Origin of the sequence: Streptomyces sp. NPDC005899, assembly GCF_040629645.1 — a bacterium.
Lineage (GTDB): Bacteria > Actinomycetota > Actinomycetes > Streptomycetales > Streptomycetaceae > Streptomyces.
The window spans coordinates 15,157-28,993 of sequence record NZ_JBEXWB010000049.1 but is presented as its reverse complement, the minus strand read 5'-3'; the positions used below and the strand labels follow the sequence as shown (position 1 = coordinate 28,993).

Genomic DNA, 13,837 nt, shown 5'->3' with positions numbered 1-13,837 from the left:
TTGTCCTACCTTTCTGGGGTGGGTGGTGTGGCGGGCGGGGGCGCCCGCGGGGGGGGGGGGAGCCCCCCCTCCGCCGTGCTGTTCAGCGTGCCGAGAAGGAGTGCACCGTCGTCGAACGGTACGTCCGGCCGGGCCGCAGCACCGTCGAGGGGAACGACGGCTGGTTGGGGGAGTCGGGGAAGTGCTGGGACTCCAGGCAGAACGCGTCGCCCTGGCGGTAGACCCGGCCCGAGGTGCCCGTCAGCGTGCCGTCGAGGAAGTTGCCGGTGTAGACCTGCATGCCGGGCTCCGTCGTGTACATCTTCATCACCCGGCCGGAGCCGGGGTCCGTGACGGTCAGCGCGTACTCCGGCCGGGCCGTGCTCCCCTTGTCCAGCACGTAGTTGTGGTCGATGCCCTGCCCGTACCCGATCTGCTCGTGCGGGGTGCGGACGGCCTGGCCGAGGGCCCGGGCCCGCCGGAAGTCGAACGGGGTGCGGGCCACGGGGGCGAGCTCACCGGTCGGGATGAGCGTCGCGCCGACCGGGGTGTAACGGGCGGCGGCCAACTCCAGCAGGTGCCCGTCGGCGCTGCCGCTGCCCTCGCCGGCCAGGTTGAAGTAGGTGTGGCTGGTCAGGTTCACGACGGTGGCCCGGTCCGTGGTCGCCGTGTAGTCGATGCGCCACTCGCCGCGTGCCGTGAGCGTGTAGACGACCCGGACGTCGAGGTTCCCCGGGTACCCCGCCTCACCGTCCGGGCTCCTTCGGGTCAGGACGAGTCCGACCTCGCCGCGCGCGGCGAACGGCCGCACGTCCCAGACCCGCTTGTCGAAGCCCTGGTCGCCGCCGTGGAGGCTGTTCGGGTCGTCGTTGACGGGGAGGTGGTGCGTGACACCGTCGAGGGTGAAGCGCGCGTCGGCGATGCGGTTGCCGTACCGGCCGATCAGCCCGCCGAAGTACGGTGACTTCGCCACGTAGTCCGCGAGGTTGTCGAAGCCGAGAGCGACGTTCGCCGTCCGGCCCCCGCGGTCGCGGGTCTCCAGGGACTGGACGACACCGCCCCAGGACAGCACCTTCAGCCGGGTGCCGCCGTTGGCGAGGGTCCACCTGTGGACCTTCGTGCCGTCGGCGAGCGTGCCGAAGAGCTCCTTGGACGGGGTACGTCCGCCGGCCGCGGCGTGCGCGGCGGGCGCGCCCGCCGCCACGGCCAGCCCGGTGGCGGCCGTGGCCGCCAGGACGGTGCGTCTGCTGGTTCCGGATATGAAGGTCATGAAACAACTCCTGTCGCGGGAAGGGGTGTTACGAGCCGACCTTGCGCTTGTTCCAGACGTCGAAGCCGACGGCGGCCAGCAGCACCGCGCCCTTGATGACCTGCTGCCAGTCGGTGCCGATGCCGACGAGGTTCATACCGTTGTTCAGCACGCCCAGGACCAGGCCACCGATGATCGCGCCGAGGACCGTGCCGACGCCGCCGCTCATCGACGCGCCGCCGATGAACGAGGCCGCGATGGCCTCCAGCTCGAAGTTGAGGCCCGCCTTCGGCGAGGCCGCGTTGAAACGGGCGGCGAAGACCAGTCCCGCCAGGGCCGCGAGCATGCCCATGTTGAGGAAGACCAGGAAGGTGACCTTCCTGTCCTTCACGCCCGACAGCTTGGCCGCGGGCAGGTTGCCGCCGATGGCGTAGATGTGGCGCCCGACGATCGCGTTCCGCATCACGTAGCCGAAACCGACGACCAGCGCGCCGAGGATGAGCAGGACGACCGGGGCGCCCTTGTAGCTGGCGAGCAGCAGCGTGACGACGAGGACGGCCGAGACGAGGGCGGCCAGCTTCAGGAGGAACAGCCTGGCCGGCAGCACGTCCAGGGCGAACTCCTGCTGCCGCTTGCGGTCGCGGACCTCCTGGACCACCACGAAGGCGATCAGGGCAAGGCCCAGCAGCAGGGTGAGGTTGTGGTAGTTGGTGGTGGGGCCGACCTCGGGCAGGAAGCCGTTGGCGACCTTCTGCAGGTCCTTCGGGAAGGGGCCCAGCGTCTGGCCCTTCAGGAAGATCTCCGTCAGACCGCGGAAGAGGAGCATGCCCGCGAGGGTCACGATGAACGACGGTATGCCGAGGTAGGCGATGAAGAACCCCTGCACCGCGCCCGCGACCGCGCCGATGGCCAGGCACAGCACCACCGCGAGCGGCCAGGCGAGATGGTGCTCGACCATCAGCACGGCGGCCATCGCGCCGATGAACGCGGTCAGCGAGCCGACCGAGAGGTCGATGTGGCCCGCGATGATGACGAGCATCATGCCGATCGCGAGGATCAGGATGTAGCTGTTCTGCAGCACCAGGTTGGAGACGTTGCGCGGCAGCAGCAGGTCGCCGTCCGACCACACCGCGAACAGCACCACGATCAGGCCGAGGGCCATCAGCATGCCGTACTGGCGCATGTTGCGGCGCATGCCGCCGAGCACCAGCTGCAGCAGGCCGTCGCCGGAGGCCGGTCCGCCTCCGCCGGACGGCGCGGGGGCCGGGGTCTTGGCGGTCAGGTCCGTGCTCATCGGTTTACCTCTTTGTCCTTCGTCATCCGGCGCATCAGCGCTTCCTGCGAGGCCTCGGCCCGCGAGAACTCGCCCGTCAGCCGTCCCGCGGCCATCGTGTAGATCCGGTCGCACATGCCGAGCAGCTCGGGCAGCTCGGAGGAGATGAAGACGACCGCCTTGCCCTGGGCGGCCAGTTGGTCGATGACCGTGTAGATCTCGTACTTCGCGCCCACGTCGATGCCGCGCGTGGGCTCGTCCAGGATCAGCACCTCCGGACCCGCGAAGATCCACTTGCTGAGCACGACCTTCTGCTGGTTGCCGCCCGACAGCTTGCCCACCGTCTCGAAGACGGTCGGTGCCTTGATGTTCATGGACTTGCGGAAGCCCTCGGCGACCTGCCGTTCCCCGTGCTCGTCGACCACGCCCCGCCGGGCGACCTTGCCCAGCGAGGTGAGCGAGATGTTCCGGTTGATGGTGTCGATGAGGTTGAGGCCGTAGTGCTTGCGGTCCTCGGTGGCGTAGGCGATGCCGTGCCTGATCGCCTCGGGGACGCTCTTGGTGCGGACCTCGGTGCCGTCCCTGAGGACGGAGCCGCCCGCGTACCGGCCGTAGGAGCGGCCGAAGACGCTCATCGCCAGCTCGGTGCGGCCGGCGCCCATGAGCCCGGCGATCCCGACGATCTCGCCGCGCCGCACCTCGATGGAGACGTCGTCGACGACCTTGCGCTGCTGGTCGATGGGGTGGTGCACGGTCCAGTTGCGGATCTCCAGGGCGGGCGCGGTCCCCTTCTCGGGGTGGTGCGGGGTGCGCTCGGGGAAACGGTTCTCCAGGTCGCGGCCCACCATCCCGCTGATGATCCGGTCCTCGGTCGTCCCCGCCGCCTTCACGTCGAGCGTCTCGATGGAGTGCCCGTCGCGGATGATCGTGACCGAGTCGGCGACCCGGCGGATCTCGTTCAGCTTGTGCGAGATGATGATCGACGTGATGCCCTGGTCCTTCAGCGAGAGGATCAGGTCGAGGAGCTTGCCGCTGTCCTCGTCGTTGAGCGCCGCCGTCGGCTCGTCGAGGATGAGCAGCTTCACCTTCTTCGACAGCGCCTTGGCGATCTCCACCAGCTGCTGCTTGCCCACACCGATGTCGGCGACGCGGGTCTCCGGGTGCTCGTCGAGGCCGACCCGGCGCAGCAGTTCGCCGGCGTGCCTGAGGGTGTCGTTCCAGTTGATCAGTCCGCGCCGGGCGTGCTCGTTGCCGAGGAAGATGTTCTCCGCGATGGAGAGGTACGGCACCAGCGCCAGCTCCTGGTGGATGATCACGATGCCGTGCTGTTCGCTCGCCCGGATGTCCTTGAAGCGGCAGGTCTCGCCCTCGAAGAGGATGTCCCCCTCGTAGCTGCCGTGCGGGTGGACGCCGGAGAGGACCTTCATGAGGGTCGACTTGCCGGCGCCGTTCTCTCCGCAGATGGCGTGGACCTCGCCCTGGCGGACGGTCAGCGTGACGTCCGACAGCGCTTTGACACCGGGAAAGGTCTTGACGATCGAGCGCATTTCCAGGACGGGTCCCGCCATGGTCTTGCCTTCCAATCCTTGAGGGGCCCGGTTACTTGAGGTCGTTCTCGGTGTAGTAGCCGCCGTCGACCAGGACCTGCTTGTAGTTGGCCTTGTCGACGCTGACCGGCTGCAGCAGGAAGGCGGGGACGACCTTGGCACCGTTGTCGTAGGACTTGGTGTCGTTGACCTCGGGCTTCTTGTCGTTCAGGGCGGCGTCCACCATGTTGGAGGCGACCTTGGCGAGCTGGCGCAGGTCCTTGTAGACCGTCTGCGTCTGCTCACCCGTGATGATCGACTTCACCGAGGCGACCTCGGCGTCCTGGCCGGTGACGACGGGCATCGGCTTGGCCTTGGAGCCGTAGCCGTCCGACTTGAGGGCGGAGAGGATGCCGATGGAGATGCCGTCGTACGGCGAGAGGACGGCGTCGATCCGGGCGCTGCGGTAGCTGGACGTCAGGAGGTCGTCCATGCGCTTCTGCGCGGTGCCGCCGTCCCAGCGCAGGGTGGTGACCTGGTTGAGGGCGGTCTGCTTGGACCGGACGACGAGCTCGCCCTTGTCCATGTAGGGCTTGAGGACGTTCATCGCGCCCTGGAAGAAGTACTTGGTGTTGTTGTCGTCGTTGGAGCCGGCGAACAGCTCGATGCTGAAGGGGCCCTTCCCGCCGTCCTTCAGGCCGAGCTTGTCCACGATGTAGGTGCCCTGGAGCTCGCCGACCTTCTCGTTGTCGAACGAGGCGTAGTAGTCGACGTTCTCGGACCCGAGGATCAGCCGGTCGTAGGAGATCACCGGTATGTCGGCGTCCTTGGCCTGCTGGAGCACGTTGTCGAGGGACTTGTTGTCGATCGCGGCGATGATCAGGGCGTCCACGCCCTGCGTGATCATGTTCTCGATCTGCGAGACCTGCTGGTCCGGGTCGTCCTCACCGTAGACGAGCTTGGTCTCGTAGCCCTTGGCCTCGAGCTCCTTCTCGACGTTGGCGCCGTCGGAGATCCAGCGCTCGGAGGACTTGGTCGGCATGGCGATGCCGATGGTGGCGCCGTCGGAGCCGCCCTTGTCCTCGTCGCTGCCGCCTTCGCCGTTCTGCCCGCAGGCGGTCAGGGCGAGGGCGAGGGAGGCGGCGGAGGCTATGGCGGCGAGTGCGGCTCTGCGGTTGCGCATAGTCATCATCCTTGGTGTGGGTGGGGGTTCGGTCCGGTGACGCCGGCACGTCCAGGGGGCTGGGGCGCATCGACCGAGAACGGGTGTGTGGGATTGTGCGCGGCTCTGTCTTTTTTTGGGCGGAGTGTTTCCGGAACGTTATGAGGGGATCGCGAACCGGTTGAGCGGTCCCGGCAGCCGGGTGCCGAGCGGCGCCATGCCCCCGTCGGCCCCGTGCCGCGCGAGCAGGTCCAGCGCCAGCCGGCCGCGCCGCACCCGCTCCCTGGCGGTGGCCAGCGCCAGCTCCCGCAGGTGCCGTCCGTACGGATAGATCCCGGGGGAGCGGGAGAGGCCGAACTTCAGGTACAGCGGCGCACCGCGCCGGATCAGCTCGGCGACCTCGTACATCCGCACGTAGCCGCCGAGGTCGTCCGGGGCCTCGATGTACAGGTCCATCGGCGCCCGGGAGACCCGGCGGATCTCCGTGAGCTGGGCGAGCGTCAGGTCGGACGGGATGTTGACCGAGTCGGCCCCCAGCTGCTCGAACACGGCGTACGACGCCGGGTTCACGGGACCGATCAGCGCGGACACCTTGAAGGTGGTGTCCGCCGGCAGGGCGCCCTGCTCACGCAGCCGGTGCAGGGTCCACAGCACCCCCTCGTCGGCCACCAGCAGGCACTTCACGCCCAGCCCGGTGGCGCGCAGGGCGTCCTCGACGCAGCCGGCCAGGGCGTCGTGGCCCCGGGCGCGCAGCCCGGCGCCGCCGGAGTCCGTGCGGACCGACGCGCCGGTGTCCCAGGTGCCGCGTGGCCCGGTGAACAGGCAGAGCTCGACGTCCCGTTCGGCGCAGCCCTTCACCATCTCGGTGATCTCCGCGTCGGTCAGCATCCAGACGCCGCTGCCCTGGCTGATGCGGTGGACCGGGACGTCGAGCCTCGCGGACTCCTCCAGTACGGCACCGAGGGCCTCCGGCCCCTCCACCGAGGGCACTTCGGTGCGCCAGGTCCCGCCACCGGGGAAGGAGTGCGGGGAGGCGTCGGAGGGGAGGAGGGGCGCGGGGCCGAGGCCCAGCGAGGTGAGTACGGCGTCACCGGGGCGCCGGAAGCCGGTGGTACCGGGGGGAGTGGCAGGGACGTCGTTCACGGCTGGTCCTTCATGTTCGATTTGTTCGGTATCTCGGACGACATTCGGGTCTTTGGGTGTGCCCCGGTACGGAGGGGGCCGGACGGCCGCCGTCCCGGTGCACGGCTCGGGGCGGCCCGTCAGGGACGCAGCAGCACCTTCCCCGTCTCCGGGCCGCCGGCGCCGACCAGCGCCACGGCCTCGGCGAACCGCTCCAGCGGGAACTCGTGGGTGATCAGCGGGGCGGGGTCGAGCAGCCCCGCCGTGAACGCCCGTACCGCGTACGACCAGGCCGACGAGGGAGCCCCGAAGACGCTGCGCACGGTGAGCTGGCTGAGGGAGAGGTGCACCGGGTCGATGCCCACCGCCCCCGGGGTGAACATCCCGGTGAGGACCACCCGCCCGCCGCGCCGCGCCAGCAGGCAGGCGTCGGCCGCGGTGGTCGGTGCGCCGGCGGTCTCCACGACCAGGTCGTACCGGCCCCGGACCTCCTCCGCCTCCTGCGGACTGCGCGCCTCGTCCGCCCCGAAGTCCAGGGCCCGCGAGGCCCGTACGGCACGCGGGTCGATCACGGTCAGCCCGGCCGGTGAGACGGCCGCCAGCAGCTGCGCGGCCAGCAGCCCGAGCGTCCCCGCCCCGACCACCGCGATCCGCTCGCCCGGCTCCGGGGCAGCCGCCCGCACCGCCGCCGCGACGACCGCGGCCGGCTCCAGCAGGGCCGCGGCCCGCAGGTCCGCGTCGTCGGGGAGCAGGTGCAGCAGCCGGGCCGGTACCACCACGTGGTCGGCGAAGGCGCCGGGGCGGGTGAAGCCCGTCTCCTCGTAACCCGCCGTGCACAGCGATGTCTCCCCGCACCGGCACCGTTCGCAGGAACCGCAGGCGCGGAAGCCCTCGGCGACCGTGCGCCGGCCGGTGAGGGCGGGATCGACGCCCGCACCGACGGCGTCGACGGTCCCCGACCACTCGTGGCCCGGCACCACGGGGTACCGCACGTAGGCGGCGTCGCGGTGGCCGTCGTACACCTCGCGGTCGCTCATGCAGATCCCGGCCGCGGCGACCCGCACCCGGACCTCGCCGGGACCCGGCTCCGGGAGGGGGCCCTCGGTCAGCCGGTGGCTGCCGGGCCGCTCGACGACCAGCGAACGCGAGAGCGTGCTCACTTGGGCTGCCTCTTCTCCCAGCCGTCCGCCCACAGGTCGAACCGTGCCTGCTGCTGCGGGAACTCCGCGGCGGCGTCCACGTCCAGCTCCACACCGAGCCCCGGGGCGTGGGAGAGCTCGAAGCAGCCGGTGGCGGGATCGACCTGCGGTGCGCCCTTGACGACCTTCTTGATGTCGGCGTCCGCGAAGTCGTTGAAGTGCTCGAGGATCTTGAAATTCGGCGTGCAGCCCGCGAGCTGGAGGCTGGCCGCCGTCAGCACCGAACCGCCCACGTTGTGCGGTGCGACCAGCGTGTAGTGGGTCTCGGCCGTGGCGGCGAGCTTGCGGGTCTCCAGGATGCCGCCGATGTGGCCGAGGTCGGGCTGGATGATGTCGGCGGCCTGCGACTCGAACAGCTCGCGGAACTCGATGCGGTCGTGGATGCGCTCACCCGTCGCGATCGGGAGGTCGACCTTCTCGGCGACCTTGCTGAGCGCCTTGAGGTTCTCCGGCGGTACCGGCTCCTCCAGCCACGCCGGCGCGAAGGGCGCCATCTCGCGGGCGATCCGCACCGCCGTCGAGGGGCTGAACCGCCCGTGCATCTCCAGCATCAGCTCGGTGTCGGGGCCGATGGCGTCCCGGACGGCCTCGATCAGGGACACGGCGTAGCGGGTCTCCGCCTGGCCCAGCTCGAAGTGGCCCGTGCCGAAGGGGTCGATCTTCAGCGCCCGGTACCCGCGCTCGACGACCCCCTGCGCCGCCTTGTGGTACGCCTCCGGGGTGCGCTCGGTGGTGTACCAGCCGTTGGCGTACGCCTTGACCCGGTCGGTGACCTTCCCGCCGAGCAACTGCCACACCGGGACGCCGAGCGCCTTGCCCTTGATGTCCCAGCAGGCCATCTCGACGACCGCGATACCCGACATCACGATCTCCCCGGCCCGCCCGTAGTCGCCGTACTTCATGCGGCGGACGAGGTCCTCGACGGCGAACGGGTCGGATCCGGCGATGTGGTTGGCCGACGCCTCCTGGAGGTAACCGACCAGCGCGTCCGTACGTCCGAGCATCCGCGTCTCGCCGACCCCGGTGAGCCCCTCGTCGGTGTGCACCTGGACGTAGGTGAGATTGCGCCAGGGCGTGCCCACGACATGCGTGCTGATTCCGGTGATACGCACGGGTGTTGCCTCTCTGCGTGTTCGGTGTTTCGTGTTCGGTATTTCGTCGCTCGTTCGAAATGCTGGCGTGACGGTAATGACGGGCCAGGGCACGTGTCAATGGTTCGCGCAAGTACGCTGACGCCCATGAGCGATCTCGGGGCGGGTTTCGGCTACTTGATAAAGGGACAGCGCTGGGTCCTCGGACACGGCCGGTGGTTCGGATTCGGCCTGTTGCCGGGACTCATCACCCTCGTCCTGTACACGGGCGCGCTCGTCGGGCTCGGCTACGGGGCCGACGACCTCGTGGCCTGGGCCACCCCGTTCGCCGACGACTGGTCCTCGCCGTGGGTGGGGCTCCTGCGCAACACCCTCGTCGTCCTCGTCTTCGTCCTCGGGCTGTTCCTCGCGGTGATCACCTTCACCGCCGTGACCCTCCTGGCCGGCCAGCCGTTCTACGAGTCCCTCTCCGAGGAGGTCGACCGCAGCGAGGGCGGCGAGGTGCCCGGATCGGGGCTGCCGCTCTGGCGCGAACTGTGGATCTCGGCCCGCGACTCCGTCCGCATCCTGGTGCGCGTCGCGCTCTACGGTGTGCTGCTCTTCGCCTTGGGCTTCGTCCCCGTCGTCGGGCAGACCGTCGTCCCCGCCCTCGGCTTCTGCGTCTCCGGCTACTTCCTCTGCGAGGAGCTCACGGCGGTCGCCCTCCAGCGCCGGGGCATGGCCCTCAAGGACCGGCTCGTGCTGCTGCGCGGGCGCCGGGCGGCCGTCCTCGGCTTCGGCGTCCCGCTCGCCCTCGCCTTCCTCGTCCCCTTCGTCGCCGTGTTCCTGATGCCGGGAGCCGTCGCCGGGGCCACGCTGCTCGCCCGCGACCTCACGGCACAGCCGGAGGCGGGGCCGGAGCCGGCCCCGCCCCACACCCTGCGCAAGGGCTGAGAAAGCCGCCGGGCCGGCCGGCCCGGCGGCCCGCCGCCGCTCAGGCGCCGTGCACTTCCAGCGCGGTCCGCACCGCGGACTCCAGGGCGCCCTCGATCCAGGCGGGCTTGACCGAGGTGTGGCAGCCGGCGAAGTGCAGCGGCCCCTCGGGGGTGCGCACATGCGGGAACAGCTCGGTGTGCTGGCCCGGCAGGAGCACCGACGCCTCGCCGTACGCGTACGGGTCGCGCATCCACGACTGGGTGCGGCCCACCCCCGTGTAGAACACCTCGACGCGCTGCCCGTACACGTCCTGGACGCCGCCCAGGGTGCGCGGGTAGCGCTCGTCGTCGTCCAGGGAGTCCCACTTCAGGGCGTCGTCGGCCCAGCTGTACGACGCGAGCATCACCCCGCCCGCGCTGCCCTCCACCGGGTGCGAGGGCTGGTACATGAACCGGTTGGCGTTGTCCGTCACCGAGCCGCCGCCGATGACACGGGCCGCCTCCGGCTGGTCGCGGGCCGCGGCCCGGCAGGCGGCGTAGTGCACCCGCTGGGCGGGCGGGACGTGGCCGCCGGGCACGGAGGGGTGGGCGCCGAGCAGCGTACCGTCCGCCGGGGCCCTGCCGAGCCGGTAGGCGTCGTACAGGCCGGGGCGCACGGCCTCCAGCTCCCGCTTCCAGTCCGCCTCGTCGAACTCCCACCAGCGGCGGCTGAACTCCAGGAGCACCTTCGTCGCCGCGTCGTAGTGGACCTCGGTGACCGCCCGCCGCTTGCCGTACGACAGCGCGGGGCTCACCGGGATGTGCCGCAGCCCGGAGAAGGGCACCGTGATGATCGCCCGGTCACCGGTGAAGGTCTCCCGGATGACGGGGCCGTTCCGCCCCTCCGAGACCGTCTCGACGCTCACCCCGTGCTCGCCGTGGGTGATGCGGGTGGCCCGGCGGTCCAGGCGCACCAGGCCCTTGACCTGCGCGTACATGGCGTCGGCCAGGGTCGCCGTGCCACCCGGCAGCTCGAAGAAGGAGGTGGCCGGGCTGATCAGGGAGGCCCCGATGAAGCTGTGCAGGAAGGCGAGGTGGAGGCGCGAGGTCATGTTCTCGACGGTGCCGATGAGGTCGATGGTGCGCTCGTCGAGCTCGGCCGCCTCGGTCAGGTACCGGTACATCGACCAGTGCCCGTACCGCTGGAGCACCCGCGCCCAGCCCTCGACGAGGGCCGTCCCCTCCTTGCCCTCGATCTCCGCGCGCACGGGGGCGAACGCCTCCCGCACGATCTGCGAGGCGGGGGTGTTCTCGTGGGCCGCGGGGACGCCGAAGGAGCGGTTGACCGCCTGCGGGCGGGCCGCGTAGTCGGCACGGCGGACCCGGACCCCGTTGACGTGGATCCAGGTGCGGTTGGCGGGGCGCCCCGCGCCGTCCACGTCGACCAGGTGGAAGCGCCGGGTCTTCAGCCCCAGCCGGGCCATCAGCCCGGTGACCAGCGGGTGGCTGTCCGGGATGCGCATCGCCCCGGCCTCGGCGTACTGCTTCGGATCGGCGAAGGGCGGGTCGGACTTCTCGTGGCCGCCGGCCCGGAAGGTCTTGATCCGGCCGCCGACGCGGTTGCCGTTGGCCTCGATCACGGTGACGGTGTGCCCGGCCTCGTGCAGCAGCCGTGCCGCCGTCAGTCCGGCCGGTCCCGCGCCGACGACCAGGACCTTCTTGCGTGCGCCCCGGGTGCGGGGCAGGCCCTTGCCGAGCAGGACCTCACGGTAGCGGGGCACCAGGTCGCGGTCGTTCCCGTCGCGCACGAGGACGGCGCGGGCGACGGTGAGGCAGGCCTGCCAGTCGGAGCCGGGGGCCGTGCCCTCCACGGCGGCCGCGGCCCGGGGCGCCGCGGCGGCCGCGGACGGGGCGGCGGCCGTCACGGCGAGGGCCGCGGCGCCGGTGGCGGCACCCGCGATCACGGCACGGCGGGACGTGCGGGCGGGTGTCGGTTCGTCATTCGTCATGACGATCACCCTGGTGTGCCGACCCCGCCAACTGCCGTGCCAACGCGCCGGATCCGGGCCGAATCACCCGCCGGTGAACCTGGCGGTCGCGTGTTGACGCGGGCCCCGGGAACAGGCCGGCTCAGCGCACCGAGAAGCCGTACACCGTCGTGGACGCGAACTCCTCGCCGGGCCGCAGCACCGTGCCCGGGAACTCGGGCCGGTTCGGTGAGTCGGGGAAGTGCTGGGTCTCCAGCGCGATCCCGGAACAGGGGGCGAACGGCTGCCCGTCCAGGTGGTCGGCCGTGTACAGCTGCATGCCCGGCTCCGTCGTACGGACGGTCAGCAGCCGCCCGGACGCGGGGTCGTACAGCTCGGCGACCGGCTCCCCGCCCGTCCCGTCGAGGACGTAGTTGACGTCGTAGCCGGCTTCCACCGGCCGCGGCCGCCGGAAGTCGAACCGGGTGCCGTCCACCGGAGCGAACTCGCCCGTCGGGACGGACTCCGCGTCCGCGGGCGTGATCCGCCCGGCCGCGAGCCGCAGTTCGTGCCCGAGCGCGCTGCCGCTGTCCGCTCCGGCCAGGTTCCAGTAGGTGTGGTTCGTCAGGTTCACCACCGTCGGGGCGTCCGTCACCGCCCGGTAGGCGATGCGCAGGGCCCCGCCCTCGTCCAGGGTGTACGCCACCGAGACGGCCAGCCGCCCGGGGTAGCCCTCCTCGCCGTCCTCGGAGACCAGGCCCAGCCGCACGCCGTCCGGCACCTCCTCGGCGTCCCAGACCCGCCTGTCGAACCCGGCGGTGCCGCCGTGGAGGTGGTTGCGGCCCTCGTTCGGCGTCACGCGGTGCGTCCGCCCGTCGAGGACGAACGCGGCGCCCCCGATCCGGTTCGCGTACCGCCCGACCACGGCGCCGAGATACGGGCCCACGGACTTCTCGTAGGCCACGGCGTCCGGCAGCCCGAGAGCCACCCCGGCCCGGGTGCCGTCCCGCCCGGGGACCTCGACCGACTGCACCACCGCGCCGTACGTCAGCACGCGCACCCGTGTGCCGTCGCGCTCCAAGGTCCAGCGCCGGACGGGGGTGCCGTCCGTGAGCGTGGAGAAGTCTTCGCCGTGTACCGCCGCACCCGTCTTCATGACCAGCAACTTTACGCCGGTGGGCCGGCCGCCGTGACCGCGCGGTAAGCGATTTCCGCCAGCCTGGCCTGACCGTCACGGCCGGGGTGGAACCAGTCCCAGGGGCTCAGCTGCTCGCCCGTGAACCGGTAGTCGAACACCGCCCCGCCGTCGTAGCGGCACCGCGCGTACCCGGCGCAGACGTCCCTGAGGACGCCGTTGTACGCGACGACCCGCTGCCGCACCGCCTCGCGCCGGGCCACGGCCGCCGCGCCCATGTCGTCCGCGTCCTGGAGCATCGACCGGCAGATCCCCAGCTTCCAGACCTCCTTGCCCAGCGGGTTCTTCCGCCCCGTCGACCACAGCCGCATCAGGTCCGGCACGCTCGACACGTAGACCTGGGCCCGGGGGGCCGTGGCGCGCAGCTGCCGCAGCGACGCCTCGAAGGAGGCGCGGAAGTCCGCGACCGGGGTCATCAGCCGCACGGAGTCCCGGCAGGCGTCGTTGGCGCCGATCATCACCGTGACCAGCTCGGGCCGCTCCTTCGCGGCCAGGGCCATCTGCTCCGGCAGCTGCGCGATCCGGGCCCCCGACACGGCGTGGTTCGTGCTGTGCGACGCCGCCCCCGCCGCTCCGAGGAGGCGCACCGCGAGGCTGCGGACCGCGCCGTCCGTGCCCGTCGCCCACGACACCTCGGGGCAGTCGGCGAGGACCGAGCAGGCGTCGAAACCGGTGGTGATGGAGTCCCCGACGGCGGCCAGGGAGGCCGGACCGGCGTCCCACGCGGGGGCGGCGGCGGGGGACGGGCTCCGCGTCGTGGACGTGCTCCGCGCGCCACCGTCCGGGCCGGCGGTGCAGCCCGTCAGCGCGGCGACGCCCGCGAGCACGGCCGCCACGGACGTCACGGCGGCCCTGCGGACACGATGACGTGGCCGGCGCTCGTACATGCCTCTCGTCCCTCCGGTCACCCAGGTGACTGTGCCCCCGGCGCATACCGACACCCCCAGGTGGCGGGCCCGTGCTCCCTGGCGGGTGAATGCTGAGCGAATCCAGGGCCCAGGACCGACGGTACGTCACACGGCCGGCCCCCGCGCACGGTAGCTTTTCCCCGTCGAACCAGTGGCGACTCGCCGACCCGCGCACCCACGAGGGCCCCGGTGGGTTACCCTTCGTCACATACTGTCCCTTTTCAGGAGATTAACTCCCGATGCTGTTTACTGATGACAACCTCGGGAGCCGGC

The 13,837-nt window shown here is 71.3% G+C and carries 11 protein-coding genes; 1 reads left to right on the top strand and 10 read right to left on the bottom strand.

The genetic code is table 11. The annotated features are described in order from the left end of the window. Nucleotides 1-82: 82 nt before the first annotated feature. From ABZ371_RS09410 to ABZ371_RS09380, 7 genes are all read right to left on the bottom strand, one after another. Entirely contained in the window at nucleotides 83-1,249 is a 1,167-nt protein-coding gene (locus ABZ371_RS09410; RefSeq protein WP_358675813.1) for an aldose epimerase family protein, read from the bottom strand. Nucleotides 1,250-1,277: 28 nt separating this feature from the next. After that, complete coding sequence (gene mmsB, locus ABZ371_RS09405) at nucleotides 1,278-2,522, bottom strand: multiple monosaccharide ABC transporter permease (RefSeq protein WP_358675810.1); 1,245 nt, start codon at nucleotides 2,520-2,522, stop codon at nucleotides 1,278-1,280. Further along, nucleotides 2,519-4,069, bottom strand: coding sequence for a multiple monosaccharide ABC transporter ATP-binding protein (gene mmsA, locus ABZ371_RS09400; RefSeq protein ID WP_358675808.1), 1,551 nt, complete (start codon nucleotides 4,067-4,069; stop codon nucleotides 2,519-2,521). The genes mmsB and mmsA overlap by 4 nt, the downstream gene beginning before the upstream one ends. 31 nt (nucleotides 4,070-4,100) lie before the next feature. Further along, entirely contained in the window at nucleotides 4,101-5,210 is a 1,110-nt protein-coding gene (gene chvE, locus ABZ371_RS09395) for a multiple monosaccharide ABC transporter substrate-binding protein (protein ID WP_358675806.1), read from the bottom strand. A 138-nt stretch (nucleotides 5,211-5,348) separates the two neighbouring features. Next, nucleotides 5,349-6,332 carry a hypothetical protein gene (locus ABZ371_RS09390; RefSeq protein WP_358675803.1) on the bottom strand — a complete coding sequence of 328 codons (984 nt, stop codon included), beginning with the start codon at nucleotides 6,330-6,332 and terminating at the stop codon, nucleotides 5,349-5,351. Nucleotides 6,333-6,451: 119 nt separating this feature from the next. Next, nucleotides 6,452-7,471 (bottom strand): alcohol dehydrogenase catalytic domain-containing protein, encoded by a 1,020-nt coding sequence (locus ABZ371_RS09385; RefSeq protein WP_358675800.1) that lies wholly within the window; start codon nucleotides 7,469-7,471, stop codon nucleotides 6,452-6,454. Further along, on the bottom strand, nucleotides 7,468-8,622 hold the full coding sequence (locus ABZ371_RS09380) for a mandelate racemase/muconate lactonizing enzyme family protein (RefSeq protein ID WP_358675797.1): 1,155 nt from the start codon (nucleotides 8,620-8,622) through the stop codon (nucleotides 7,468-7,470). Before ABZ371_RS09380 ends, ABZ371_RS09385 begins: the two co-directional genes overlap by 4 nt. A 126-nt stretch (nucleotides 8,623-8,748) precedes the next feature. Here ABZ371_RS09380 and ABZ371_RS09375 point away from each other — a divergent pair, with 126 nt between their 5' ends. Continuing rightward, complete coding sequence (locus ABZ371_RS09375; RefSeq protein ID WP_358675794.1) at nucleotides 8,749-9,534, top strand: EI24 domain-containing protein; 786 nt, start codon at nucleotides 8,749-8,751, stop codon at nucleotides 9,532-9,534. Between the two features lie 40 nt (nucleotides 9,535-9,574). Here ABZ371_RS09375 and ABZ371_RS09370 read toward each other — a convergent pair whose 3' ends face one another. The 3 genes from ABZ371_RS09370 to ABZ371_RS09360 all read right to left on the bottom strand — a co-directional run bounded on the left by ABZ371_RS09370 (nucleotide 9,575) and on the right by ABZ371_RS09360 (nucleotide 13,543). Then, on the bottom strand, nucleotides 9,575-11,503 hold the full coding sequence (locus ABZ371_RS09370) for an NAD(P)/FAD-dependent oxidoreductase (protein ID WP_358675791.1): 1,929 nt from the start codon (nucleotides 11,501-11,503) through the stop codon (nucleotides 9,575-9,577). 121 nt (nucleotides 11,504-11,624) lie between these two features. After that, nucleotides 11,625-12,617, bottom strand: coding sequence for an aldose epimerase family protein (locus ABZ371_RS09365; RefSeq protein ID WP_358675788.1), 993 nt, complete (start codon nucleotides 12,615-12,617; stop codon nucleotides 11,625-11,627). A gap of 11 nt (nucleotides 12,618-12,628) precedes the next feature. Next, on the bottom strand, nucleotides 12,629-13,543 hold the full coding sequence (locus ABZ371_RS09360) for an SGNH/GDSL hydrolase family protein (protein WP_358675816.1): 915 nt from the start codon (nucleotides 13,541-13,543) through the stop codon (nucleotides 12,629-12,631). Nucleotides 13,544-13,837 lie beyond the last annotated feature (294 nt).

Bases quoted from the DNA above. Each gene is read 5' to 3' on its own strand.
- ABZ371_RS09410 (WP_358675813.1), bottom strand. From the start codon at position 1,249: ATGACCTTCATATCCGGAACCAGCAGACGCACCGTCCTGGCGGCCACG.
- mmsB (WP_358675810.1), bottom strand. From the start codon at position 2,522: ATGAGCACGGACCTGACCGCCAAGACCCCGGCCCCCGCGCCGTCCGGC.
- mmsA (WP_358675808.1), bottom strand. From the start codon at position 4,069: ATGGCGGGACCCGTCCTGGAAATGCGCTCGATCGTCAAGACCTTTCCC.
- chvE (WP_358675806.1), bottom strand. From the start codon at position 5,210: ATGCGCAACCGCAGAGCCGCACTCGCCGCCATAGCCTCCGCCGCCTCC.
- ABZ371_RS09375 (WP_358675794.1), top strand. From the start codon at position 8,749: ATGAGCGATCTCGGGGCGGGTTTCGGCTACTTGATAAAGGGACAGCGC.
- ABZ371_RS09370 (WP_358675791.1), bottom strand. From the start codon at position 11,503: ATGACGAATGACGAACCGACACCCGCCCGCACGTCCCGCCGTGCCGTG.
- ABZ371_RS09365 (WP_358675788.1), bottom strand. From the start codon at position 12,617: ATGAAGACGGGTGCGGCGGTACACGGCGAAGACTTCTCCACGCTCACG.
- ABZ371_RS09360 (WP_358675816.1), bottom strand. From the start codon at position 13,543: ATGTACGAGCGCCGGCCACGTCATCGTGTCCGCAGGGCCGCCGTGACG.